Raw genomic sequence first — 26,507 nt, forward strand, 5'->3', positions numbered from 1 at the left:
ATTCAATGCTGTTTTTGTGTATTAAAATTGTGTTCCACCCATTCTTTGCCCCAATTATCAAATTCTTCTGGACTCCAAAGATTAGGAAAAAAACTGTTTTTCTGAAAACTTGGCGGTAAAAATTCTTTCCAATTGGTTCCCCCCGTAGCAGAAATGGTTTTATTGTCCTTATTGAGATACCTGTGCGCTGCCCCCATGTGCATTAACAACCAATTAATATTAATATTGGTGTCGAAATTTCGCAAGCCTTCTATTAAAACAGGGTTGTTTTTTTCATCCTCCGGAAGTTGCAGATATTGATGGTACAATGTTTTTCCTCTTACATCTTTGGCAATTCTCAAAAATCTTGGGGTGTACCGAAGTTCAAATTGTTTAAGGGTGAGGGTTTTTTCTCCGGTAGTAAGATCTATTCCACCTTTTTTCCAATAAATATTCTTGTAAAGCTCTTCGATATTACTTTCTGAAGAAAAATTATGCCGCTCTTTAAAAGGAATTAAATGCTGTAGTGGCGTTGCATTGATCTCGATCATTCGAAATTGTGCCGATTGGAATCCGCTGGCTGGCAATAATGCCATTCTAAATTTAAGGAATTGTCCTCGTTCCATCCCCTTGATCATTACATCGAAAGAATTTATAAGGATTCGAACATACCTGTTAAGGCGGGTTACTTTTTCAATAAAATAGGAAGCGGTCAAATTCGCTTCAGCAATTATTTGCTTTTGCTCATGCAAAATCAACTTAAAATACAACTCTGTAATTTGGTGATAAGTGACAAATATTTCCTCATCTGGGAAATGGGTTTTAGGATTTTGTAGGCTCAACAAAGTATCTAGGCTGATATAGTCCCAGTAGGTAAGGTAATTATCATATAAAAGCCCATCTAGATAAGAACCCATATCCTGACCAGAATTCTTGAATTTTTCTTCAAGCAATAAAATTCTCTCAGCAATCCCGGGCTTGATTTCGTTCATTCTATTAATTCATTATAATTTTTAATTGATGCTTTAATCCCTTAAATTCATCTAAATCTGCCGCGAGTGAGCCCACCGCAAGATCTGCTTCAATTTTTATCGGAATCTTGTTTTTATCATCGCTTATCCAAAAAGTAAGGCTTTCTTTCTCTTTAAAAACTCTTCCTGCCATAACATACGGCCGGAATTTTAAAGTGGCAATTTTACCGAATTTTGTGATCAAAACTTCCTTTCCCAGGAACTTTAATTTAAAATCATGGTTTTCCTTATCAAAAAACATATTTAAATTGATCTCATCCCCTGCTCTTAAGCTGTTTGAATTAATGTTGTTTCGAATAAAATAAAATGCAGATAACATATCGTGCACATTTTCCTGTGTAGTATAGGTATTGTTTTCTCCGTGTTTTTTGTCAAATACTTCAGCCTTGTTGTTTTCTTGGTCAAACTCAATTTCAATGTCTTTAGTATGCCCTCCTTCATCTATTTTTCGAATGAACCTGTATGGTAACCCCGTTCTCTTATCGAAATAGGATTCATAATTATCATCTACCTTAAAAAACAAATGTAACAAGCCAGTAGATTTCCCCTTGCCTACTATATGGTATACTTTTTTATTGTTTAGATTGGTTTCATTTACGCTAATGGTAGCATAACTGGCATTAAAAGGGCCATAATGAATCCTGAACTTGAACCATTCCCCATCTTGAAAAGCTTTCTGGGAAAATGAACTTAACGGCAACAATAATACAAGTAGGCAAAAAATTGTAAATCTATTTTTCATGTATTGGGGCTTTAATTAAAACCGGATGAACTTTTTTTAATTTATATTGATAATGAAGAATTACAATTTCTATTCCAAATGTATAAAACTAAAAAACCCCATCAAATTAATGATGGGGTTTTTATCTTATTAACCAACTAAAACTTAAATTATGAAAAAAAATTAATTCATTCTTGGTAACCACTCCAAAAATGCGGTGCAAAAGTCCAGAGATTTATCCTGTTTTGCAACCTTAAAATAAACTTTAACCCAAAATTTAGCAAGTTGGCAATTATATACTTCTTATTTAATTGACTTGTTAATTTATCTATCGTTTTTATAGCGTTCCCCGCAATTCCTGCTCCCTCTCTATAGCCTCAAATAAGGCTTTAAAATTTCCTTTTCCAAAAGATTGTGCGCCTTTTCGTTGAATGATCTCAAAAAACATCGTTGGGCGGTCCAAAACGGGCTTCGTGAAGATCTGTAAAAGATATCCTTCGTCATCCCGATCTATTAAAACCCCAAGCTCTTTTAGTGGCTCAAGGTCTTCATCTATTTCCCCTACCCTGTCCAAAACGGTATCGTAGTAAGATGCTGGAACATAAAGGAATTCCACCCCCCTGTTTCTAAGTTTTGTTACCGTGTCTATAATATTATCTGTTGCCAAGGCAATATGTTGCACCCCTGCCCCATTATAGAAATCTATATATTCTTCTATTTGTGATTTTTTCTTTCCTTCTGCCGGCTCGTTGATAGGGAATTTTATTCGTCCATTTCCGTTGCTCATTACCTTGCTCATTAGAGCCGTATAGTCTGTGGAGATGTCTTTGTCGTCAAAAGAAACCAACTGTGCAAAGCCCATCACTTTCGCATAGAATTCACACCATTTGTTCATTTCGTTCCAGCCTACATTCCCTACCATATGATCTATGAATTTCAAGCCGGTTGGTTCTGTTTTAAGTTTGGGCGCATATACTTTATAACCAGGCAAAAAAGGACCTGAATAATTTTTTCGCTCAACAAAAACATGCACGGTTTCCCCATAGGTATGAATCCCAGATAAAACCACCGAACCATTTTCATCTTCCACTACATAAGGTTCTAAGTAAGATTTAGCGCCACGCTTTGTGGTTTCTTCATAACTTTTTTTAGCATCATCTACCCAAAGTGCCACTACTTTAACCCCATCGCCATGTTTATTGATATGCTCATTTATTGGCCCTTCTGGCTGCAAAGGAGAGGTAAGTACTATTCTAATTTTATCTTGCTGCAACACATAGGAAACGCTATCTTTTTTTCCCGTTTCCAATCCTGAATATGCTACTGGCTGAAAGCCCCACGCATGCTGATAGTAATAGGCTGCTTGCTTGGCATTCCCGACATAAAGCTCAACGAAATCTGTTCCCAATAATGGCAGGAAATCTTCTGCTTGTGGGACTTTTTTTTCTAAGTGTAAAGAGGTGTTATCTGTGCTCATTGTTAAAGTATATTAGAAAATTTGATGATTAGATAATTATAATTTTCTAATCAAAACCAAAGATTCAGTTTGATTTATTAGTGTTCAAATTTATTTTTGTTCAGCTTATTAGGCTATCTAATTTTCCGTCTTTATGCTAATAATGACTTTGTTCAAATTTTTCGTCATGCTGTTCCGATAGCTGTCGGAATTGTTTCAGCATCCCATGAATCGGTGAGGAGACCCCTAAAAAGTTCCCATTGACGTAATTTAGTTGTATGTCATCCCGACGCTAGGAGGGATCTCTAGGTAAATTGATGCTGTATTATTGAGATTCTTCAGTCCACTACGTTTCCTTCAGAATGACAAGGGTGTTTTATAATATTCTTAGAAAATTCAAAACTCTTAATTAGAATTATATTATCCTTATATCTTTCATTAAAAGTCATAATCCAAATTTTCTTTCTTTCTAATCTTCTAATTATCTAATTAAAAATTAATGATCCAACCAAGATTTATGATAGGTATCATCTGCAATTTCCATAGCCGCTTCTGTAACCATTAAAGGCTTGAACGTATCTACCATCACTGCCAGTTCCTCTGTTTCTGTCTGCCCTATGCTGCGTTCTACTGCTCCCGGGTGTGGTCCATGGGGAATTCCGGCTGGATGTAACGAAATATGACCTGCCTCAATATCGTTCCGGCTCATAAAATCCCCATCTACATAATACAACACCTCATCGCTGTCTATATTGCTATGATTGTATGGCGCAGGAATACTTTCTGGGTGATAATCGTATTTTCTAGGGCAAAAACTACAAACCACAAAGGCATCGGTCTCAAAAGTTTGATGCACCGGTGGCGGTTGATGTATCCTTCCTGTAATTGGTTCAAAATCATGTATGGAAAATGCATACGGATAGTTATAGCCATCATACCCAACAACATCAAAGGGATGCGTTGCATAGATCATATCGAAGATTTCTCCTTGTTTTTTAACCTTGATCAAAAAATCCCCTTTTTCATCATTGGTTTCCAATTCATAAGGCTGCCTTAGATCGCGCTCACAAAATGGGGAATGTTCCAATAATTGTCCAAAATGGTTTCTATATCTTTTAGGGGTATAAATAGGTCTTCTGGATTCTACTATAAAAAGACGGTTGTTTTCGTCATCAAAATCCAACTTATAAATTACACCCCGAGGAATCAATAAATAATCCCCATATTTAAAATCCAAGTTTCCTAAATGGGTTCTTAGTTTTCCGCTCCCTTTATGAATAAAAAGGAGCTCGTCTGCATCTGCGTTTTTATAAAAATAGTCTTGCGTGGATTGTTGCGGTGCCGCCAACGCGATATCCACATCGCTATTGGTTAGCATCACTTTTCTGCTTTCCAGATAATCCGGGTGTGGAACAATTTGAAATCCTTTAAATCTATAAGATTTTATATTGTTTGCATTTGAAATTTTCGGCTTAACGCTATAATTTCCTTTAATTTCCTTTACCTGTGTAGGCCTGTGTTCGTGATATAAATTTGAATACATCCCATCGAAACCTATAGTCCCAAAAAGTTGTTCATGGTACAAGCTGCCCTCTGGTTTTTTGAAAACAGTGTGGCGCTTATGTGGAATCTTCCCGAGCTTATGATAAAATGGCATGAGATCTTAATTTTTGGTTAAAAACTTCTGTGAGTTATACTTATCATTAACTCCCTGTTAAGTTTACTGTCAAGTGTAACAAATATCGCTATTTTTTATCAAAAATATACTAAAGAAGCCTTAAAAGTAAAAGGTGCACAACAAGACTATGCTGCATTATTTATTCTAAAAATTAGGATTTGCTAATTTAAAAACAGATTTATTTCCATTCCATTTTCTGAAGTCTAATTGCATTTAAAATCGCCAATAAAGCTACCCCAACATCGGCAAAAACGGCTTCCCACATAGTGGCCAAGCCACCGGCCCCTAAAATAAGTACAATTATTTTTACTCCGAAGGCCAAACCAATATTCTGCCATACAATTTTACGTGTGGAGCGCCCTATTTTAATGGCTCGAGCAATTTTGCTAGGTTGGTCGGTTTGTATAATAACGTCTGCGGTTTCAATGGCAACATCGCTTCCCAATCCCCCCATCGCAATTCCAACATCACTTACGGCAAGCACGGGGGCATCGTTTATACCATCTCCCACAAAAGCCACTTTTGGTCCTAACTGTTTCTTTATTTCTTCTACTTCTTTCAATTTATCTTCTGGAAGCAAACCACCTTTTGCCATATCGATCCCCAATTCTCTTGCAACTTGTTGCGTTATGGAATCCTTATCGCCAGAGAGCATTATAATTTTGGTAATACCCGATTCCCGGATTTTTTTAATGGCTTCATGCGCATCCTCCTTCAATTCATCTGCTATAATTACATATCCAGCAAATTTGTTTTCCATAGACACCATGACTATTGATTCCACTATATTATCTGTTTCTGCCGGCACTTCAATGTTGTTTGAAGTCATCAAAACTTTGTTTCCAACTAAAACCATTTTACCATTCACGGTCCCTTTCAATCCTTTTCCTGCAATTTCGGAAACATTTGAAGCCCCATAATTATGGCCATCGGTCTTATATTCCATAATCGCCTTTGCAATGGGATGGGTGGATTGTTCTTCCATCGACATGAGGTATTTCATGAATTCAGCTTCCTCCAAACCAATGGATTTTATTTCCTTGATCTTGAAAACACCTTTGGTAACAGTTCCGGTTTTATCCATCACCACCGTATTTACCTTGGTCATTGCATCTAGATATGATGCGCCTTTAAACAGAATTCCATTTTTGGAAGCAGCTCCCAAGCCGCCGAAATAACCCAGCGGAATCGAGATAACCAACGCACACGGACAAGAAATAACCAAGAAAATCAATGCCCTGTATAACCAATCTTGAAACTCATAATTTTCTACGATAAAATAAGGTAAAAACGTCAAGGCAATAGCAAGAAACACCACTACGGGCGTATAAATTCTCGCAAATTTCCGAATGAACAATTCGGTTTTGGATTTTCTTTTGGTGGCATTTTGCACCATATCAAGAATTCTGGCGATAGAACTGTCCTTAAACTCTTTAGTAGTTTCAATTTCAATTACCCCATTCAAATTAATGCTTCCTGCAAATACTTTTTCGCCCTTTGTTAGGGTATTAGGCTTGCTTTCACCTGTTAAGGCTGCGGTGTGGAAGGAACCTTTTTCAGAAAGCAAAACACCATCCAAAGGAATTTTTTCGCCAACCCGGACCTGTACTTTTTCTCCAATTTCAACGCTTTCTGGATGTACTGATAGGTAATTGTTCTTACGATATACCAGTGCCTCATTGGGCCTTACATCCAACAAGGCTTTTATATTGCTTTTCGCCCGAGTCACGGCTGAATTTTGAAACAGCTCGCCTACGGCATAGAAGAGCATCACAGCAACACCTTCTGGATATTCACCAATAGCAAATGCACCAATACTGGCAATGGCCATCAGGAAAAATTCAGTGAAAAAATTCCCTTTCAAGATGTTTTTTATCCCGAGCATCAATACAGGATAGCCTACAGGGAGATAGGCCAAAACATACCAAACAATTCTAAACCAACCATCAAAAAAGCTGGTTTCCAATAAATTATCGATCATTAAACCTATCGTTAGCATTGAAAAACTGAAAAGGACAGGCGAATAAATTTTGAGTTTTGATCTTGTAGAGGTGGATTCACAAGATCCGCAACAATCTTGAGTTACATCTTCTAAAACAATTTTTTCACTAGGCATGTAGGCTGAATTTATTTTACAAAAATACAGCCCAAAGCCCTGCAATTGTAGTGCATTAAAATCTGTACGATGATCTTGCTGAGATTTGGCATTTTACGAGGGAGCAAAAAAAAACCCATCTCTTTAAGATGGGTTTTTTATTAAAAGTTAACTGGTTTTAAACCGAATTAATCCTTAACTATTTGAGCACAAGCTACAGGAATGGTTGCTACATAGGTGTCATCTTGCATTAAACCATGTAATACAATTGCCCTATTTTCCAATGGAAGTAATGCCTCCAATGTAGGCATGTCCCCTTCTCCTAAAGTAAAAGTTTTTGTGTAGTTAATATTTCCCGTGGCATCTGCAGTGGGAAATTCATCCAAAGGCAATAAAACCCCACCGTAAAATGGAGCTCCTTCTGGAATGGTTATTATACCATCCCCATCTGTATCTGCACTTGCAGGAGGACAGGTAGCATCTTCATTATTGGCGTCTTTCCCATGTATATGTTGAGGGTGTGCTTGATCGGCAACAAGACCTGAAGCATTTATCTCAACGGTCATTTTATTGTCTTCTATACTAATAGTGGCAGTACCGCTTACAGCAGAATTATTAAGTTCGCCAAAAGAGGTAGAATAAGTTGTTACAACTGGGATGTCATCGTCATTGTTGTCATCGTCGGAACTACAGCTCGTAAATCCTATTACAGATAGTAAGCTTAAACTGATAATTTTAATGGTTTTCATAGAATTGGTTTTTTTTTGATTCTTACCAAATCTAATAACTAAAAGAGGGTGCCACTGCAATTTTAACCCTGATTAACGTAGTTTTTATGTTCTATTAACTTTTTTAAAACTGGATCTAAATTTATGATCGCCCTAACATAATGAACCATAAAATATTGTATTGCAAATAGTTACACCCAAACTCCTTCCCTACAAATGAAGACGTTTAGAGTATATTTTGGCATTTATCACAAACCCCTTTTACCACAAGATTAACATCCTCTGCGCTGAACCCTTCGGGCAAATTGATATGCGGAATTTTATGATTCGTTAAACAAACAGTTTCCCCGCACTGATTGCAGTGGAAATGTAGGTGAAGATCTGTTTCTACCTCGCAGTTGCAATTTTCCTCGCATAAGGCATATTTTGTTACCCCGGAACCATCATCAATTTTATGCACCACCCCATTTTCTTCAAAAGTTTTAAGCGTTCTATATAAAGTGGTCCTATCAGATTTTTCAAAAGCATTTTCAATATCCGTAAGACTTGTAGCTACTTCCTGATTATATAAAAACTTAAAAATAAGAATCCGCATGGCTGTGGGCCTTATTTTCTTTTGCTCCAATAAATTTTCGATGCTTTTTGTCATTTTAGGTTTGTTCAATTAAAGAATCCGTAGCAAATCCATCAAAGCTTAGTGAGCATGCCCGTCCTCATTTTCACTGTTTTTAGCTGTGGCTAGCAAGGTATTTGCATCTTTCACCACTTTAGCAACCTTCTTAAAATCAAGCTCCTGCTCCACTGTGCTTATTTGAATTATTCCTGCTTCAGAGGAACCAGTTTTCACCTCTACCATTTCAAAGTTATGCTTTTCAACGCCATCTTTTTTATTGCTGCCTTTACTAATAAAAATATAGTTTTTCATATTAAACCGCACTACAGCATTCTCCAGAAGCGTATAACTATCTGAAGTTCCCGTCTCGATCCTTGCATTCACAAACATACCAGGCCATAGATCTTCATATTCCTTGGATAAATGACCATGCACCGTAATACTTCTGTCGTCCCGAACACCACTTCCAATCAAATATACCTCAGCTTCTTTCCAACTTTCAGGTTTATTGGCCAAATTAAATCTTATTTTCTGACCTGTTTGTACTTTTAATATATCACTTTCATATACCGTAAGTTCTACATGAAGATCTTTAGAATCTGTAACATCCATGATAATGTTTTCGGGTCCTACATATTTCCCTATATTGCTAAAAACTTCACGAACCTGGCCGGTAACCGGGGAATAAATATTCACTGTTGAGCTAATTTTACCGGCTTTCAAATTTTTTAAATTGACTCCTATTAACATAGGATTTTCTATAACTGCTAATAATTGTCCCTTTTTCACCTTGGTTCCAGGCAACATTTCTGTGTATTTTAGAAAGCCACCGTAAGGGATATTAATGGAGATATTTCCTTGTGGTGGAACATCTATCATTCCATTCACGCTAATCTCACTTCCCAACGATCGCATTTCGGCTTTACCAATTACAATATTGGTGTTCTTAAGTTGCTCGTTTGTGAGTTCTATATGATTTTCATTCTCTTCTGAATGTTGCCCTGCTTTCTCACCTGTTTTTTCTTCTGAAGAAGATTCCCCACAACCCGCCATAGAGATGAAAAGAATTGATTGACGATCCCTAAATAATCCAACTCTATTTTTGCGGCCCTATCCAAGCTTTGGATATATTCCACATAGCCAATTTCTACTTCTTTAAAACCTCTTTGAGCCTATTTAAAAATAAGTTTGGCCTGCGGAAGCGCATATTCACTGTAAGATTCTAGGCTTGTTTGAAGCTGTGCCAATCTTTCCTGTAAAACCACATATTGGGTATTCATTTTATTGCTTATCGCTTGGTAGGTTGCTTCCCTTTCTTTGGTTTTAAATTTTTCTGCTTTAATTTTAGAGAGTTGCGGTCGTGCCCAGATAGGAAGGGAAATTCCAAATAATACTCCAGAAAACCTATCGGAAGAATCATATATTACCCGATCTCCCGCTAAATTTTGTCCTGGGCCATTGGAAGATTGGTTAAAATATCCAATGCTTAAATCTGGTAAAAGCCTCGCTTGTTCTATTTTTCTTTCTAATTGTGAGATTTCTATTTGTTGTCCAAAATAAGCAAGTCTTGGATTATTTAACGAATCTTTTTGAAGCATGAAATTTTCATTTTCCAACAAAAACTGTATTGCCATAAATGGGACATTCACCAATTTATCCGAGTTTAGCAATTGCTGTAGTTCTCTTTGCTGCCTTCTAATTGCTACACTGTTTTCTTCCTGCTGTACCTCAATCTCTGCAACCCTGGAACTTGCAGTTGCGCGTTCGAGGATGTTGCTTTCCCCCGTTTTATACCTGATCTCTGCCGCCCTATTAAAATTGGAATAGATACTGTCTTGTTTAAGGAAGATCCCGCGCCTGCCTTTTTCCACCAAAAGCATGTAATAAGCCGATTTTACCTGCGCGATAAGCTCATTTTTGGATAGAGCTTCCCTAATCTCGCTGCTCTTAACTTCAGCTTTATTCAGTTTGGACCTATTTATATAAACAGAAGGAAACTCAAATCGCTAACTTACACTCAACCGAAGATCATCATTATAAATACTGTGATTTTGACCATATTCCCCTTTAAATTCGGTTTTAGGAAGGTTCCAGGAATTTCCGCCCAAGGCTTCCGTTTGCCGTGTTTTAAACTTTGCTGCCTGTACTTCTGGGTTATTTTGAATTGCGACAGTTATTAATTCCTCTAAAGATGGATACATTTTTATTGGATCCTGTTCTTTAGCAAAGCCAATACTTCCAAAGCCCATTCCAAAAATCACCATTAAAACTGCTGCTTTTGGCGTTTTTCTCCATCCTTTTTCAAAATAATAATACAATACAGGAAGCACAATTAAAGTAAGCAAGGTGGCCGAAATTAAACCTCCAACAACCACAGTTGCCAGCGGGCGTTGCACCTCTGCCCCTGATGACCCCCGAGAGTGCCATTGAAAGAAATCCCAAAGAGGCTACAGAAGCCGTCATGATCACTGGGCGTAAACGAGTGGCAGTACCTTGATACACTCTTTGAAAAACATCTGTCATTCCATCTTTTTTAAGTCGGTTGAATTCGGCTATAAGTACGATTCCGTTTAGCACTGCCACTCCAAAAAGGGCAATAAAACCAACCCCTGCCGAAATACTAAAGGGAAGGTCCCTAAAATAGAGTGCAAACACACCGCCAATTGCCGAAAGTGGGATCGCAGTAAATATCAATATCCCTTGTTTTATAGACCCAAAAGTGAAATACAACAAGATAAATATGAGCAATAATGCCAAAGGCACTGCATAGCTCAGTCTTTTTGTCGCTTCCTGAAGGTTTTCAAATTGCCCTCCATAACCCACGGTATAACCAGGGGCAACACTTATTTGCTCTTCTATTTCAGCACTTATTTCTTCTACTACACTTTCTACATCCCTATTACGAACATTAAAAGCCACTACAATCCTTCTTTGGGTATTATCCCGCTGAATCTGGTAAGGACCATCCTCTATAATTACTTCTGCCACTTGGTTCAATAGCTCATCCAAATCTTCCCCATAAATTTTTATAGCAACATCCTGCCGAACTCCGGTCATCAATTCATGGAACCTCATTTGGATGGGTTGCTGAAAACCAAAAGTTACTCCCGGGATCACTTTCAATGCTTCGCTCATTTTGTCTGCCAGTTCCTCTCTGGAAGAAGCCGAGGTCCAATCGTCTTTGTCTTTTAAAATGATCATAAGATCGGCAGCTTCAATGGGCATAGGATCTGTAGGGATTTCCCCCGATCCAATTTTGGAAACCACCTGCTCAACTTCGGGGGAAGTTGTCCAATAAAATCTTTTCAGCCTTCGTGGTTGCTGCTATAGTATTTTTTAATGAACTCCCCGTAATTACACGGGTTTCTACCGCAAAATCCCCTTCTTCCAGGGTGGGGATAAACTCGCCTCCCATGTTCAGAAACACAAGCAAGGATGCGATAAACAATCCTAAAATGATTAGTAAAACCCCTATCCTAAAATTCATCGCCCTCTTTATCACAGGGGAATAAATCCTATTGAAAAAAGCCATGATTTTACCTGAAATATTTGGCCTGTGCTTTGTGTTCTTGCTTAACGCTAAAGCAGATATCATGGGCACGTAGGTCAATGATAAAATAAATGCCCCCAAAATGGCAAAACTGACGGTTTGCGCCATGGGACCAAACATCTTTCCTTCGGTTCCCACCAAAGCCAGGATAGGCAGATATACAATAAGGATAATTATTTCCCCAAATGCCGCGGAGTTCCTAATCTTACTAGCCTATTGAAACACTTCTTCATCCATCTCGCATTGCGTTAGTTTCCTACCGATTTTTAACGCTCCAAGATGAAAAAAGTGTGGCTTCTACAATAATTACGGCTCCATCTACGATCAGTCCAAAATCGATGGCTCCCAAACTCATAAGATTTGCTGAAACCCCAAATATATGCATCATTCCAAATGCAAAAAGCAAGGCTAATGGAATCACCGAAGCTGTTATAAGCCCCGCTCTTAGATTTCCCAATAAAAGCAGTAAAACAAAAATAACGATAAGGGCTCCCTCCACGAGGTTTGTTGTGACCGTACTGGTCGCTTTATCTACTAATTTTGTTCTATCTAAAAAAGGCTCTATCACTACTCCTTCCGGAAGGGTTTTCTTGATTTCCTCCATTTTTAGCTTGATGCTTTTTATAACCTCAGCAGAATTGGCTCCTTTTAGCATCATTACAATCGCACTTACCACTTCCCCTTGACCGTTACGGGTAGTGGCACCATATCTTACCGCGCTTCCAATTTGCGCTTTGGCTACATCCTTAATTAAAACCGGGCTTCCACTTGGGTTGTTCTTCACTACTATATTTTCAATATCTTCTAAAGAGCCAACCAAACCTTCACTTCTTATGAACAACGCATTGTTGCCCTTCTCAATATAAGCTCCCCCGGTATTTTCATTGTTAGCTTCTAAAGCACTGAAAATCTGACCAATGTAAATATCCATGGCGTTTAACCGCTCTGGCGAAATTGCAATTTCATATTGCTTAAGATGCCCTCCAAAACTACTCACATCTGCAACTCCCGGAGTTCCCAGTTTTCTCTTTAAATACAATGGTGACCACAGACAATCCAAATCTCGAAAAAGACCGTATTTCCTCAATCTCGGGAATTGTTGCCATCGTGATTTCGATTGGGACCGTAATGAGTCTTTCTACTTCCACTGCTGCCAAATTTGGAGAAGTGGTTATTACTTGTACTTGATTGTTTGTAATGTCCGGCACGGCATCTACCGGCAACTGATTTAAGGAGTAAACACCCCAAAGTATCAATCCAAATGTGAGTAATCCTATTACCAATTTATTGGTAATGGAAAATTTTATAATACTGTTAAGCATATTTAAGCTGAATATTGATTAAAAAATAATTGAAGGGACCGGTTTTATTAAGACCAACAGATTAAGCACCTAACAAAAGAGGCTGTATTAAAAGAGCATTACTAAAACCCTAACTAAAATTATCCTTGCGGGGGCTGAAAAGGGGAATCCAAAAATTCTGAAAAGAGCTCAGAGATATAAAATGAATATTGCGGCTTTAATTCTGCGATTTCAGAAGAAATCATCTAATCTGTGTCTAAAGATTGATTCAAAAGAAAATGGGCACAACAATGATGACTGCCTTGAAATGGTAAATGCTCATGGTCTGGGGTGTCATGATGCTTCTGGGAACCATCAAAAGTAAAATAATCTTCCTCTATAAATTCCATAAAAGAGTCTCCAAAAGCCTCATTGTGTTCTAAAAGATTGGAAATTTTTGGCAATTCACAACACAAATCCAAAGTGAGTCCAAATCCCTGAAGCAGGAATAGAAAAGTAAGTGATATGGAAGTAATAAAATTCATTGGCACAAAAGTACTTTTTTTGGAAGTACAATGCCGTTGCATTTAAGACCAATATTATTGAAATTGATTTTCCCTAATTCTGCCCAAAAAATAAATACAGAAAGTAAAAATAATGCTAAACATTCATTTATTATCAATATTTCAGAACATTTTAATAAATCTAAATAAATTTTAGGTTATTGCATAAACAATTTTTAGTTTTGCCTAAATATTTATTTTAACACGATGAATTTAAAAATTACTTTAGGCCTACTAATGACCTTTATATTCATTTCTTGCGAAAAGACATCGCCAAGCGGCCCAGAACAATTTGAGGTATTAGATGATCCAGTGGAAGGATTGTCCATAGAACAACAAGCTCAATTTTTAAAAGGAGACATCGCATTTGGTGAAGTTTTCACCACAGATCGTGGATTAGGGCCAATTTTCGTTTCAAATCAGTGTGCCAGTTGCCATGCAGGAGACGGGAAAGGATCACTATTTGTACGATTCACAAGGTTTGGACAATCGGACACTCTGGGAAACCAGTTTTTAAATATGGGTGGACCCCAATTACAACATAAAGCAATCCCGGGTTTCGAACCGGAAAAATTACCTTCCGGAGCTACTTCTTCAGATCTTATTGCACCCGCAGTTACAGGTCTTGGTTTTTTAGATGCGGTTCCAGATCAAGCATTAATAACTTTATCTGATCCTAATGATATGGATGGCGATGGAATTAGCGGGAGACCACATTATAATACAGTTCCCGAATATATTCGGTTAAGACCAAACAGCATCGAAAAAAATGGGAGATATATCTCTCGTTTCGGCAAAAAAGGGGCGGCTTACAATTTACTTCATCAAACATCGGCAGCCTATAATCAAGACATGGGAATTACTTCTTTGTTTGAACCCATAGATCCTTACAGCGGGCTAGAAGTTGATCCAGAGGTGAGCACTCAAACGGTGAACGACCTCGTTTTTTATCTTAAAACACTAAAAGAGCCAATCCCTAGAGATCAAGACAATCCGGATGTAATTGAAGGAAAGCAACTGTTTGTACAAATAGATTGCGCCAAATGCCACACTCCCACCTTAAGAACCGGATTTTCACCTATAAAGGCTCTTTCTGAAAAAGATTTTCACCCATATTCGGACATGTTATTGCACGATATGGGTGCTGGTTTAGACGACAACTATACCGAAGGTTATGCCTTGACTTCTGAATGGAAAACTCCGCCACTTTGGGGATTAGGACTAAGTAAGGAATCGCAAGGGGGGAATTACTTTTTATTGCACGACGGAAGAGCAATGAGTATTGAAGAAGCTATTTTATTACACGGAGGTGAGGCCGAGGTTTCTAAAAACAAGTTTATGGATCTGGTAACTGAACAAAAACAAAAATTAATCAAATTCTTGGAATCTTTATAAAAGATGGAACGCAGAAAATTTATAAAATCCTGCTGCACCGTAGGGCTGGGCTTGCCTTTGTTAGGTGTTGGGTTTCAATCATGTGAAGCTGCCCATTACGCAACCGTAAAAAGCGATGCCGAAAAATTAACGGTTCTAAAATCTGAATTCATAACGGAAGGAAAAAGCGCCCGATCTTTTGTGTTGCTTTCCATAAAAGAATACGGATTTCCAATTTGTCTTTTTAAAACTTCTGAAGATTCTTATGTCGCTTCCTTACTTAAATGCACCCATAGAGGCTGCGAATTGAATGTAGGTGGCGGAATTTACAGTTGCCCATGCCACGGAAGCGAATTTTCAACTTCAGGAAAGGTATTGGAAGGACCCGCAGATCAAGACTTAAAAACGTTTAAAACGACTACCGATAATGACAATATTTACATCTATGTATCTTAAAAAAACAGCTTTAGGAATCACTTTACTAACCTCAGCAACAATCTTCGCACAAGAGGAAGAGCCAATCATCCAAAGAGTACCCCAAGATTCCACCGTAAAAACCATGAACATGGATGCTGTTTACGACAGGCCATTTTTAACAGTGAACAAATCCCCAGCAGCTGTAGGAGGGTATTTAGAAGCCAATTCCATATATACAAATAAAGATGGAATTACTGATGGTCTTTCTTTTCAAGCCAGAAGACTTACCATATTCATGTCTGCTTCACTAAGTAAGCGAATAAAATTCCTAACCGAGATCGAATTTGAAGATGGTACCAAAGAAATTGGGATCGAATTTGCTGCCATGGATGTTGCATTTCATCCGGCTTTTAATTTCAGGGGAGGTATCATTATGAACCCTATTGGAGCCTTCAATCAAAACCACGATGGCCCAAAATGGGAATTTGTAGAGCGTCCAGATGTTGCAGTGAATTTATTGCCTGCAACCTGGTCCAATGCCGGTTTTGGGATGTATGGAAAAACATATAAAGGAGATTGGATCTTTGGATATGAAGCTTATTTAACCAATGGTCTTGACAGCAATATTATAGATAATGAAGAAAACAAAACTTTTATGCCGGCAGCAAAAGAAAATGAAGAACGATTTGAAGAGAATTTTAGTGGCAAGCCATTAGTCTCTGGTAAAATTGCCATAAAAAACAGAAGAATAGGTGAGGTCGGGTTTTCTTATATGGGCGGAGCCTACAATAAGTTTGAAGAAGACGGTCTTGTTTTGGACGAAAAAAGAAGAGTAGCTGTTTTTGCCATCGATTTTAATACGACCATCAAAAAAACTGGCACTTATCTAGTTGGTGAAGCCGTTTATGCTCTTATAGCTGTGCCATCAAGCTTTACTCAGCAGTTTGGTAATAAGCAGCAGGGAGCATTTATAGATGTGGTGCAGCCCATATTAAAGAGAAGAATTTTAGCCTGGGAAGATGCCACATTAAATATCGCCACAAGGTTCGATTATGTAGATTGGAATGTTGGAAAATTTGAAGGAACTAATTTGGAAATTGGAGATCAAATATTGGCTGTTACTCCTGCCATTAGTTTTAGACCAACCAGCCAAACGGTTTTTAGGTTGAACTATAAATACTCATGGCAAAAGGATATTTTAAGTAATTCGGCTGCAAAAAGTGCGTCTTGGCTTCTTGGGTTCAGTACTTATTTCTAAACCCTCATTGAGGGTTTAATTACCCGAGGCAAGCCTCAAATTTATGAAAGTATTTTCCCCGCGAGAATTCGGGACATACTTCGTGGGCTTGCCCCAGATTCTTGATTCTCTTATTTCAACTTTAAAACCAAAATCCAACACTGATGAACCATTCATTTTGTTTGATTTCTGGAGAATACGAATATTTCACTTCCACGGGGCCCAAGAAGGTTTCTAGTCCATAACCTAATGCGTAACCAGTATAATCTGGGGCAGAAAACCAGTTTCCTGAAGAATATAACTCGTTCTCTACATTCGCAAAATTGGCGCTCAGGATAATATGATTTTTTTTGAAAAGCTCATAATCCAATTCCAGCATCCATTTTATATAAGCATCGCCGGAAATACTTATAAAATCGTACCCATAAAACGGAATGAAATTATTTATAAAATCGTTGCCATAACCCCCAAGAAAGAAATCCAAGGAGTTGGGGCCTCCTTGCCCAATTCTGAATCCTGTTTCAGAAGAAATTCGAGTTGTAAATTTACTGAAAGGAGTAAATACATAACCCACAGTTCCTTTGGCTATGGAGAATTCGTTAAAGTTATTGTTGTAATCTGAAGAGAACAAATACAAATGAAATTCCCCGTCGAAATAGACACCTTTGGTGGGGAAATGTTTGTTATCAAAACTATCCAGTTTTAAATATCCAAAGGTGCTGTAGTAATTGCTTTTTTCGAAAGTCCCATTTGGATTATCACTGGTAGTGAGATTCCCTAGAGTTTCTGTGGTAATCTTCAGGTATTTATGTTCGAGCCCCACCCCAAAAGAAAATATTTGTTGAAATTGTGTTTCTACATAAAATTGATTGGTGTAATCCTGATAATCTACCTCGATCTTATTGATTCCAATACCATCCACATCTGCATTGCTATCCACAAAATCAAAAGGAATTCCTTTATTGAACGTATTGTATCTGGACTTAACCCCTAAACTCCAATAATATCCTTTGTCTATGTAATACTGAAAATTGTACCTGAAATTATCCCCCAAGACCACATCCAATGAAGCTACATCGTTCGCAAATAAAGAACTTTTCTTGGTAAGGTTTACTAGTGCCGCACTTTTGTACAAGTCATCATAATGCAAACCGAGCCTTAAAAACATCTTATTTTGGCTTTCTTCCAATTGCAAAGCGAGGGTATAGGCATCCTTTTTGGGTGTTAAGCTATAGTTGATCCTATTGAAATTTCCCGTAGCAGATAGTTTATTGATGCCGTCGGTTAAATTTTCAATAGTATAACCGGAATCGTATTTTAAATTCAGTTTCCCCAGAACATACGCTCTTGGATAGCTACTATTGCCTTCAATGCTAAGGGCGTCGATGTTAATGGTATCTACCATATTTATTTTTACTGGAAGGCTTACTTTATCTCCTTGCTTCTCTTTGATTAATTGAAGATTTTTCAATTTATTTCTCGCGGCTACTTCACCAGAATCTATGATTGCTGAACCTTTTTCAAAAGAAAGCACGTTAAAACCTTTGATATTTGGCTTGATATAGACATCTGTCAGTGCTATATTCTCCTCCATATGAGCGATGGTCCTAAAATTATTTATCTGGGTAAGAATCTCGAAAACGCCTTTTAAATTTTTTCTGTCTGCCAAGCTATCCTGAACATCCACTCCAATAACTATCTCTGCTCCCCGCTTTCTAAGTTCTGCAACAGGATAATTATTTACAATCCCGCCATCTGTCAATATCTTTCCATCTATGGTTACAGGACTAAATACAGAGGGGATGGCCCCGCTAGCCGAAACAGCTTTTGCCAAGGATCCGCTTTCCAATATTACTTGCTCCCCGGTTTCAATATCTGCTGCAATACAAAAAAATGGAATGGGCAACTTACTAAAATCTTGATTCGCACCGAGATGCAGCGTAAGTTTGGACATTAGGTTATAAATATTTTGTCCCTTGGAAAGTCCTGAAGGAAAAGAGATATTAAAATTATCGAACGGGAGGGTTATTACGTATTTTTCATCTTCTTCTTTCTCGTAAAAATTTTTTGAACTTCTGGGAATATCATCTTGTATTAGAATATTGAAATTGATCTCATGGAAAATAGAGTCCAACTGGTTTGCAGTATAGCCTGCAGCATACAAGCCCCCAACAATAGCTCCCATGCTAGTCCCCCCTATATAATCTATTTTAATCCCTGCTTCTTCAATTACCTTTAAAGCTCCAATATGCGCCAGTCCTTTGGCTCCTCCCCCACTTAAAACCAAGCCTACTTTCATTTCCTCCTTCTCCTGGCCAAATCCAGAAAAAGCAAGTAAAAAAGCAATAAGTAGCAGGTGATTTTTCATTTAATCGGAATGATATTTATTATAGATAATACTCGCTTTGGAATTTCCAATTACGGGTGCTAATTCCTCTAAGGTAGCCTCTTTTACTCTTTTAAGCGACCTAAAATGCTTCAATAATTCCACCACGGTCTTATCCCCAATTCCACTTATAGATTCCAGCTCTGTATTTAACGCCTCACTGCTCCGTTTATTTCTGTGAAATGTAATTCCAAATCTATGCGCCTCATTTCGCAATTGCTGGATGATTTTTAATGTTTCAGACTTTTTATCGAGATACAGCGGAATAGAATCTCCCGGGTAATATAGTTCTTCCAGCCTTTTCGCAATTCCTATTATTGCTATTCTTCCTCGTAATCCCAATGCTTCTAGCGCTTTAACTCCAGAAGAAAGCTGCCCTTTTCCCCCATCTACAATTATTAGTTGTGGCAATGGCTCTTCTTCATTCAACAAACGCTTATATCTTCTAAAAACAACTTCTTCCATAGATGCAAAATCATCGGGGCCTTCTACTGTCTTTATATTGAACTTACGATAGTCTTTTTTGCTTGGTTTTCCATTCTTAAAAACCACACATGCAGCAACCGGATTGGTTCCTTGTATGTTGGAATTATCGAAACATTCTATATGCCTGGGCTCTACACCCAATCGCAGATCTTCCTTCATCTGTGCCATGATCCTATTAACGTGCCTATCTGGATCCACAATTTTCATTTGCTTGAATTGTTCTTGGCGGTAATATCTTGCATTTCTATGGGAGAGGTCTATAATGCTCTTTTTGTCTCCCAGTTTTGGAACAGTGATCTTAATGTCCTCCCCAACATCTACTTTAAAAGGCACGTATATTTCTTTGGACATCGAGTTAAATCGTTGCCGTATTTCAATGATTCCAAGTTCCAATAATTCCTTATCTGTCTCCTCCAGTTTTTTCTTCATCTCTATGGTATGAGAGCGAATGATCGCACCGTGGGAGATCTGTAAGAAATTCACATATCCATATCCTTCATCACTCACAATAGAAAAGACATCTACATTATTGATCTTTGGATTTACCACGGTAGATTTGGACTGATAATTTTCCAGCACATGGATCTTTTCCTTGATCCTTTGCGCATCTTCAAACTCCATTTTATCCGCATGATCCTTCATTTGCTGATGGAACAATTGCAAGGACTCTTTAAAATTCCCTTTTACGATATTCCGGATCGCTTCAATATTTTCATTGTATTCCTTTTCTGCCTGCAAACCTTCGCAAGGTCCTTTGCAATTACCCAAATGATACTCAAGGCACACCTTATATTTGCCATTTTTTATCTTTTCTGCAGCTAAGTCATAGTTACAGGTGCGCAACTGATATAGGCCTTTAATAAGGTCCAGCAAGGTATTAACGGTTTTAAAACTTGTAAACGGTCCATAATATTCACTGCCATCTTTTATTAACCTTCTGGTAGGAAACACTCGGGGAAAACGTTCATTTTTAATACATATCCAAGGATAGCTCTTATCGTCCTTGAGCATCACATTAAACCGTGGCTGATATTTCTTAATAAGATTGTTTTCCAACAACAGCGCATCGGTTTCAGAATTCACCACAATATGTTTAATATCGTGGATCTTTTTTACCATTACATCTATCCTATGGCTGTCATGGGATTTTGAGAAATAGGAGGCAACCCTTTTTTTAAGGTTCTTAGCTTTCCCTACATACAGGATTTTCCCGTTCTTATCGTAATATTGATAAACCCCCGGGCTGTCGGGAAGCGTTTGCAATTGTATTTTTAGGGGCGTTGTTTCCATTTTTTCAAATATATTACATATTCCTGGGAGCATTAAATTTTTGCTGATACTAAATGTTAAATTTCTTTCTGCCTTTCTGAAATACTTTAAATTTTAGTTCTTCTTCCTTGGGAAGCATGTTTTTAAATAATTTGGTATTTCGCCAGTTCAAAAACATTCTCAATAATCAATTTAGTACCTTGCGACCATGGAGAAAAGAGTAATAGGAAAATTTGACAAAGCCGATTTCCCGATGTTGAAAATGGAAAACATCGCAATAAAAATCGATACAGGAGCATATACTTCATCCATTCATTGCAATAATATTGTGGAAAAAGAAGATGCATTGCACTGTACTTTTTTGGATGAAGAGCATCCACTTTACAATGGAAAAGAAATCGTTTTTAAAGATTATGACATTGTGTTTGTACGGAGCAGCAATGGCATTATTCAAAAGCGGTTTCAGGTGCAATCCACCATTAAAATTTTTAATAAGCTTTATAAAATTTCGCTTTCTTTATCTGCCAGGCAGGAAATGCGTTACCCCGTGTTAATAGGCAGGAAATTCCTTACCAAAAAGTTTATTGTAGATACCGAGTTAACAGATGTCTCTTATAATTTGAAACTAAATGAACATAAAAATACTGTCAAGAAATAGCAGTCTTTATTCTACTAGGCGACTTGTTGAAGCTGCCAAAAAAAGAGATCATCACGTAGAGGTTATAGATCCCCTAAAATGTGACTTGATTATTGAAAAAAAGAAGCCTTCTATTTTTTATAAGGGGAGGGTTTTAGAAGCAACAGATGCCGTAATCCCCAGGATTGGCGCATCCATCACCTTTTATGGTACGGCAGTAGTGCGGCAGTTTGAAATGAATGGTGTCTTTACCACAACTTCTGCCCAATCTTTAATGCGCAGCAGGGATAAATTAAGATGTTTACAGGTTTTATCCAGAGCCAGATTGGGTCTGCCAAAAACAATTTTCACAAACTACTCTAAAGATGTGGGAGAAGTGATCGCTCATGTAGGAGGCGCTCCCTTAGTTATAAAGTTATTGGAAGGGACACAAGGTCTAGGTGTAGTTTTAGCAGAAACCCAAAACGCAGCAGAATCTGTGATCGAAGCCTTTAATGGTTTACAGGCAAGAGTGATAGTCCAAGAATTTATCAAAGAAGCTGGTGGTGCAGATATAAGAGCCCTGGTGGTGGATGGACAGGTTGTTGGCGCTATGAAACGTCAAGGAAAAGAAGGAGAATTTAGGTCCAACCTTCACCGTGGGGGAACAGCCAGTATCATAGAACTTACAGATGAGGAAGAAGCTGCTGCCATAAAAGCTGCAAAAGCAATGGGCTTGGGGGTTGCTGGAGTAGATATGTTGCAAAGTTCTAGGGGACCACTTATATTAGAAGTAAATTCGTCTCCTGGATTGGAAGGGATAGAAACTGCTACGGGGCGGGATATCGCAAAATCCATCATTAGATATATAGAAAGACATTCATAAATATGGGTCATATAGATAAAAGCAATGTTTTGGAAATCTTGGGCAAGAAAATTTTGCCTGGTCAAGGTGCTGTCATCAACCTAAATATGGCAAAATTATATACAACGACTTCTGTGGAAGTACCGGTAATAATTGAACGTTCCAAAAAACCAGGGCCTGTTATCCTAATTACAGCAGGAATCCATGGAGACGAGATAAATGGAGTGGAAATTGTGCGCCAACTAATTTCTAAAGGGATCAATAAGCCTGTTATTGGTACCGTTATTTGTATTCCCATTGTAAATGTATTTGGGTTTTTAAATCTTTCCCGTGAATTTCCCGATGGAAGGGATCTTAACAGGGTTTTTCCAGGAACCAAAAATGGCTCTTTGGCAAGTAGGTTTGCCTATCAGTTTGTCCAAAAAATACTTCCCGTAGCCGATTTTTGCATGGATTTTCACACTGGAGGGGCCAGCAGGTTCAATGTGGCACAAATAAGAATTCAAAAGGACGACGAAGAAGGGAAGAAATATGCCAAAATATTCAATGCGCCTTTCACCTATTACTCCAAGACTATTGGCAAATCATATAGGGAAACTTGTAAACGATTAGGGAAGACCGTGCTGTTATTTGAAGGTGGAAAATCTTTGGACAGCAATAAGGATATTGCAAAGTTTGGAGTAGATGGAACCATGAGGGTCCTTAAGCATATGGAAATGCTAAAACCCCGTTTTATCTGTGAAGATCCGCCTTTGGACAGTATTATTATTGAAAACAGCACATGGATGCGCGCAAAATATAGCGGCCTAATCCACGTAAAGATAGCCTGTGGCAAGCATGTAGAAAAAGGGGAATATATAGCTACCATTACAGATCCTTATGGGAAATTCAGGCATAAAGTAACTGCTTCCTATGCAGGTTATGTAATTAATGTGAACGAGTCTCCAATCGTTTATCAAGGAGATGCTATATTTCATTTATCTATCCCCGCTAAATTGCCCGATGAAGAATAAGCTGCGCAAAAAATATGCGTCGAAGAGGAACGAATTGACACCAGATCAAATTGAAGAATTCAGCCTGGAAATCGCCAACAGATTGCTTCAGTTACCTATTTGGGATCTGGAATATTATCATCTATTTCTAAGTATTGCTGAAAAAAAAGAGGTTGAAACCGAATTCATCCTTCACATTTTACAAGGAAAGGATAAAAATGTAATCCTTTCAAAAAGCGATTTTAATACAAGAAAACTACATAATTTTTTACTTACGGACACGACCGTTATAAAGAAGAATAAATGGAATATTCCAGAGCCTGTTGACGGAATAGAAATTCCTTCCGAAAAAATCGATGTTGTCTTTATTCCCTTGCTTGCTTTCGATCTAAAAGGCCATAGAGTGGGGTATGGGAAAGGCTTTTACGACATCTTTCTGGCATCCTGTAAACCAGATGTAATAAAAGTTGGGGTTTCATTTTTTGAAGCTGAAACTATGATTCCTGAATTGGAAATTAGTGATATTCCACTAGATTACTGTGTTACGCCCTATAAAACATATATTTTTTAAAAATAACCGCCTATATTTGCTTAGCTTTTAACATTACCTTACATTTAATCTACCTAGATAGATAATTGATGCTCAACGACCTTCAGTTAAATAATATTTTAGAAGACTTTGACATTGCCTATTGGAAGATCGATCTTCTTACAAAAGAAATTAGCTGGTCCGATCATTTTGAAGCATTGGTGGGCACTCCTCCAGCTGATGAATCCATATTTGAATATTTTATGAACAACGTCCTTCACAAGGACTATAGGTACGATTTTCGCGTTGCTTTTGAAAATCTTACATCGGGCTCCGAGGACTTGAATCAAGAAATAAGACTGAAACTCAAGAACGAGAAATTTAGATGGTTCGAATGCCGGGATTTAAAAAGCAAGGACAGCAACAATACAGAAACTGCGGTGCTGCTGTTTGTAAACATCCATCAATCCAAAAGGGACCAATATACCATAGAGGAAAACTTCTTCTACTACCGGGAAACAGCAGAAATGACCACAACCGGGGGATGGTATATGGATATTAACACCAAATCGATCTATTGGGACGATGTTACCAAAAAAATCTTGGACTGTCCAAAAGATTTCAATCCAGATTACGATAAAAGGTTACAGTTCTATGCTTCGGAACATCAGGAACAAGCCAATTCCATATTCGAAAAATGTGAGAAATATGGGATCCCCTTTAAGACAGAACTTAAAATGGTTACGCTTTACGGGCGTGAATTTTGGGTACAAGCAACTGGAAAACCTGTTTATAATGAGGAACAGCAAATTATAGGAATTCGGGGAGTCCTTCAAAATATAGATGACAATAAAAGCAATGAGCTCAATTTGCAGAACTCATTGGACATTATTGCGGCCCAGAATTCCAGATTGTTCAATTTTGCCCATGTGGTGTCCCATAATCTAAGATCGCACAGCAGTAATTTAAGTTTGGTAGTACAATTGCTAAATGAAGCAAAAAACGCACAAGACAAAATTGATCTTATAGAGAATGTAGAAGATATATCAGAAAATCTAGATGTAGCTATTTCAAGGCTCAACGATATGGTTTCCCATCAAAATCTTTTGAAAAAGGAGCGAACGGTGGTTTCTTTCAAGCAATCTTTGGACATTGTTATTTCTTCGGTGTCTTCGTTGATCAACAGGGAAAGCGCCAAAATAATAGCAGAATTTAAGGCTTTGAAAGAAATTTCATATATTCCTGAATACTTGGAAAGTATTTTACTAAATTTAATCACTAATGCTATTCGATATAAACAACCTGGAAGAGTCCCTGTTATTTTCATACAGACCTACTCTGTTAACGACCAGAATTTCATGGAGATAAGCGATAATGGAATTGGTATCGATCTGGATCAATATGGCGATAAAATGTTTGGTATGTACAAAACATTTCACCGTAATCCAGATGCTAAAGGTATAGGCTTGTTTATCACCAAAAATCAGGTGGAAACGATGGGAGGGTCTATTTCTGTTACCAGTACCGTGAATATTGGAACAACGTTTAAAATTAAATTCTAGATCTTAATGGGGCAAAAAATGGAGCTAGCGTGTATTATCGATGATGATAAAATATACGTGAACTTAGTAAGAAAAATCATCGAAATCAAAAAATTATCGGAAAATTTACTGATCTTCAAAAATGGGCTGGAAGCATTGGAATACTTCAAAATTATCCTAACCAATATGACCGAAGAAAAGTTGCCGGATATCATTTTCCTGGACCTAAACATGCCTGTGATGGATGGATGGGAGTTTTTGGGAGAGTTTATCAAGATTAAAAACCAATTCGACAAAAAGATCACGCTGTACGTGGTTTCCTCTTCTATAGACCCCAGAGATCTGGAAAGGGCAAAATCTTTTAATCTGGTTACAGATTATTTGATAAAGCCGATAGAATTAAAGAAATTCGAAAAAATATTCGACAGGGTTGCAAGTGTTGCTTAAGAAGAATGCCCTACTTCCTCTGTTTCCGCTTTAGGAAATGCTTTTTTGTTGAAAAGCAACAACAATCCAACCCCTACACTAATTGCAGTATCTGCTATATTGAACACAGGATCGAAGAAAGAAAAATAATCCCCGCCCCAAATAGGGATCCACGTGGGCAATACTCCCTCATATAAGGGAAAATAAAGCATATCCACCACCTTCCCGTGAAACAAGGTGCCATAGCCACCATTTTCAGGCAAAAATTGAGCTACATGGCCGTAACTATCGTTGAAGATAAGACCATAGAAAACCGAATCTATAATATTTCCAAAAGCACCCGCAAAAATAAATGCTATAGCAGTAATCAAAATACGTGAACCATTATTTCTTACAGAATCCCATAACCAATAGCCTATCCCAACTATTGCACCCAATCTAAAAAGGGTAAGCAATAATTTACCATATTCTCCGGGGATTTTTGCGCCCCAAGCCATCCCTTCATTTTCCACAAAAAGGATACTAAACCATTCAAACACCTTAACTTCCTCTCCTAAAACGAAATTTGTTTTAATATAGATTTTAGAGATTTGATCTACCAAAAGGATCAAAATTATAATTAGGGAAGCTTTTTTTAAAGACATGAATGGGCTTGTATTAAATCGGCTCAAAAAT

22 protein-coding genes and 2 pseudogenes are annotated in these 26,507 nt (G+C 37.7%); 9 read left to right on the plus strand and 15 right to left on the minus strand.

Annotated features, from left to right (window positions below):
* Nucleotides 1-2: 2 nt before the first annotated feature.
* From JM83_RS05520 to JM83_RS05570, 12 genes and pseudogenes are all read right to left on the minus strand, one after another.
* On the minus strand, nt 3-971 hold the full coding sequence (locus tag JM83_RS05520; protein WP_144960134.1) for a tryptophan 2,3-dioxygenase family protein: 969 nt from the start codon (nt 969-971) through the stop codon (nt 3-5).
* Between the two features lie 4 nt (nt 972-975).
* Nucleotides 976-1,752: a DUF3108 domain-containing protein gene (locus tag JM83_RS05525; RefSeq protein ID WP_144960136.1), complete on the minus strand. Its 777-nt coding sequence runs from the start codon at nt 1,750-1,752 to the stop codon at nt 976-978.
* 316 nt (nt 1,753-2,068) lie between these two features.
* The gene (gene hppD / locus JM83_RS05530; protein ID WP_144960138.1) at nt 2,069-3,208 is read right to left on the minus strand and encodes a 4-hydroxyphenylpyruvate dioxygenase; all 1,140 of its coding nucleotides are present in this window, start codon (nt 3,206-3,208) and stop codon (nt 2,069-2,071) included.
* A 475-nt stretch (nt 3,209-3,683) separates the two neighbouring features.
* The gene (locus tag JM83_RS05540) at nt 3,684-4,844 is read right to left on the minus strand and encodes a homogentisate 1,2-dioxygenase (protein ID WP_144960140.1); all 1,161 of its coding nucleotides are present in this window, start codon (nt 4,842-4,844) and stop codon (nt 3,684-3,686) included.
* A 199-nt stretch (nt 4,845-5,043) separates the two neighbouring features.
* A complete protein-coding gene (locus tag JM83_RS05545; RefSeq protein ID WP_144960141.1) occupies nt 5,044-6,981 on the minus strand; it encodes a heavy metal translocating P-type ATPase in 1,938 nt (645 codons plus the stop codon).
* A gap of 167 nt (nt 6,982-7,148) precedes the next feature.
* Nucleotides 7,149-7,709, minus strand: a complete 561-nt coding sequence (locus JM83_RS05550; protein WP_144960143.1) for a hypothetical protein — start codon at nt 7,707-7,709, stop codon at nt 7,149-7,151.
* 205 nt (nt 7,710-7,914) lie between these two features.
* Nucleotides 7,915-8,337, minus strand: coding sequence for a Fur family transcriptional regulator (locus tag JM83_RS05555; RefSeq protein WP_144960145.1), 423 nt, complete (start codon nt 8,335-8,337; stop codon nt 7,915-7,917).
* A gap of 45 nt (nt 8,338-8,382) precedes the next feature.
* Complete coding sequence (locus JM83_RS05560; RefSeq protein ID WP_144960147.1) at nt 8,383-9,354, minus strand: efflux RND transporter periplasmic adaptor subunit; 972 nt, start codon at nt 9,352-9,354, stop codon at nt 8,383-8,385.
* Between the two features lie 119 nt (nt 9,355-9,473).
* Nucleotides 9,474-9,935 carry a TolC family protein gene (locus tag JM83_RS19755; RefSeq protein ID WP_409994702.1) on the minus strand — a complete coding sequence of 154 codons (462 nt, stop codon included), beginning with the start codon at nt 9,933-9,935 and terminating at the stop codon, nt 9,474-9,476.
* 87 nt (nt 9,936-10,022) lie between these two features.
* Nucleotides 10,023-10,697: pseudogene (locus JM83_RS19760) on the minus strand (efflux RND transporter permease subunit); the annotation flags it as partial.
* A pseudogene (locus JM83_RS05565) lies at nt 10,603-13,173 on the minus strand (efflux RND transporter permease subunit). The pseudogenes JM83_RS05565 and JM83_RS19760, both read right to left, overlap by 95 nt.
* A gap of 224 nt (nt 13,174-13,397) precedes the next feature.
* Nucleotides 13,398-13,676 (minus strand): hypothetical protein, encoded by a 279-nt coding sequence (locus JM83_RS05570; protein ID WP_144960149.1) that lies wholly within the window; start codon nt 13,674-13,676, stop codon nt 13,398-13,400.
* Between the two features lie 225 nt (nt 13,677-13,901).
* Here JM83_RS05570 and JM83_RS05575 point away from each other — a divergent pair, with 225 nt between their 5' ends.
* Genes JM83_RS05575 through JM83_RS05585 form a run of 3 tightly spaced genes read left to right on the plus strand, consistent with a single transcriptional unit; the run spans nt 13,902 to nt 16,743 of the window.
* Nucleotides 13,902-15,089, plus strand: coding sequence for a di-heme oxidoredictase family protein (locus JM83_RS05575; RefSeq protein ID WP_144960151.1), 1,188 nt, complete (start codon nt 13,902-13,904; stop codon nt 15,087-15,089).
* 3 nt (nt 15,090-15,092) lie between these two features.
* Nucleotides 15,093-15,524 carry a ubiquinol-cytochrome c reductase iron-sulfur subunit gene (locus JM83_RS05580; RefSeq protein ID WP_144960153.1) on the plus strand — a complete coding sequence of 144 codons (432 nt, stop codon included), beginning with the start codon at nt 15,093-15,095 and terminating at the stop codon, nt 15,522-15,524.
* Nucleotides 15,496-16,743, plus strand: a complete 1,248-nt coding sequence (locus tag JM83_RS05585; RefSeq protein ID WP_144960155.1) for a hypothetical protein — start codon at nt 15,496-15,498, stop codon at nt 16,741-16,743. Before JM83_RS05580 ends, JM83_RS05585 begins: the two co-directional genes overlap by 29 nt.
* A 121-nt stretch (nt 16,744-16,864) precedes the next feature.
* Here the strand turns inward: JM83_RS05585 and JM83_RS05590 are convergent, their stop codons facing one another.
* Together JM83_RS05590 and uvrC are read right to left on the minus strand one after the other, a co-directional pair.
* Nucleotides 16,865-19,090, minus strand: a complete 2,226-nt coding sequence (locus tag JM83_RS05590) for a patatin-like phospholipase family protein (RefSeq protein WP_144960157.1) — start codon at nt 19,088-19,090, stop codon at nt 16,865-16,867.
* Entirely contained in the window at nt 19,091-20,884 is a 1,794-nt protein-coding gene (gene uvrC, locus JM83_RS05595) for an excinuclease ABC subunit UvrC (RefSeq protein WP_144960159.1), read from the minus strand.
* A 187-nt stretch (nt 20,885-21,071) separates the two neighbouring features.
* On the opposite strand from uvrC, the gene JM83_RS05600 reads away from it, so the two are divergent.
* The 6 genes from JM83_RS05600 to JM83_RS05625 all read left to right on the plus strand — a co-directional run bounded on the left by JM83_RS05600 (nt 21,072) and on the right by JM83_RS05625 (nt 25,853).
* Nucleotides 21,072-21,521 carry an ATP-dependent zinc protease gene (locus JM83_RS05600; protein WP_144960161.1) on the plus strand — a complete coding sequence of 150 codons (450 nt, stop codon included), beginning with the start codon at nt 21,072-21,074 and terminating at the stop codon, nt 21,519-21,521.
* Nucleotides 21,493-22,365, plus strand: a complete 873-nt coding sequence (rimK, locus tag JM83_RS05605; protein ID WP_144960163.1) for a 30S ribosomal protein S6--L-glutamate ligase — start codon at nt 21,493-21,495, stop codon at nt 22,363-22,365. Before JM83_RS05600 ends, rimK begins: the two co-directional genes overlap by 29 nt.
* Nucleotides 22,366-22,367: 2 nt before the next feature.
* Nucleotides 22,368-23,357 (plus strand): succinylglutamate desuccinylase/aspartoacylase family protein, encoded by a 990-nt coding sequence (locus tag JM83_RS05610; RefSeq protein ID WP_144960165.1) that lies wholly within the window; start codon nt 22,368-22,370, stop codon nt 23,355-23,357.
* Entirely contained in the window at nt 23,347-23,907 is a 561-nt protein-coding gene (locus JM83_RS05615; protein ID WP_144960167.1) for a 5-formyltetrahydrofolate cyclo-ligase, read from the plus strand. Before JM83_RS05610 ends, JM83_RS05615 begins: the two co-directional genes overlap by 11 nt.
* A 68-nt stretch (nt 23,908-23,975) precedes the next feature.
* Nucleotides 23,976-25,427, plus strand: coding sequence for a PAS domain-containing sensor histidine kinase (locus JM83_RS05620; protein WP_144960168.1), 1,452 nt, complete (start codon nt 23,976-23,978; stop codon nt 25,425-25,427).
* A 6-nt stretch (nt 25,428-25,433) separates the two neighbouring features.
* Entirely contained in the window at nt 25,434-25,853 is a 420-nt protein-coding gene (locus tag JM83_RS05625) for a response regulator (protein WP_144960170.1), read from the plus strand.
* On the opposite strand, the gene JM83_RS05630 is transcribed toward JM83_RS05625, so the two are convergent.
* The gene (locus JM83_RS05630) at nt 25,850-26,476 is read right to left on the minus strand and encodes a lipoprotein signal peptidase (protein WP_144960172.1); all 627 of its coding nucleotides are present in this window, start codon (nt 26,474-26,476) and stop codon (nt 25,850-25,852) included. The genes JM83_RS05625 and JM83_RS05630 overlap by 4 nt on opposite strands.
* Between the last annotated feature and the right edge of the window lie 31 nt (nt 26,477-26,507).

The sequence above is a fragment of the Gillisia sp. Hel_I_86 genome, assembly GCF_007827275.1.
In the GTDB taxonomy this organism is placed as follows: Bacteria; Bacteroidota; Bacteroidia; order Flavobacteriales; family Flavobacteriaceae; genus Gillisia.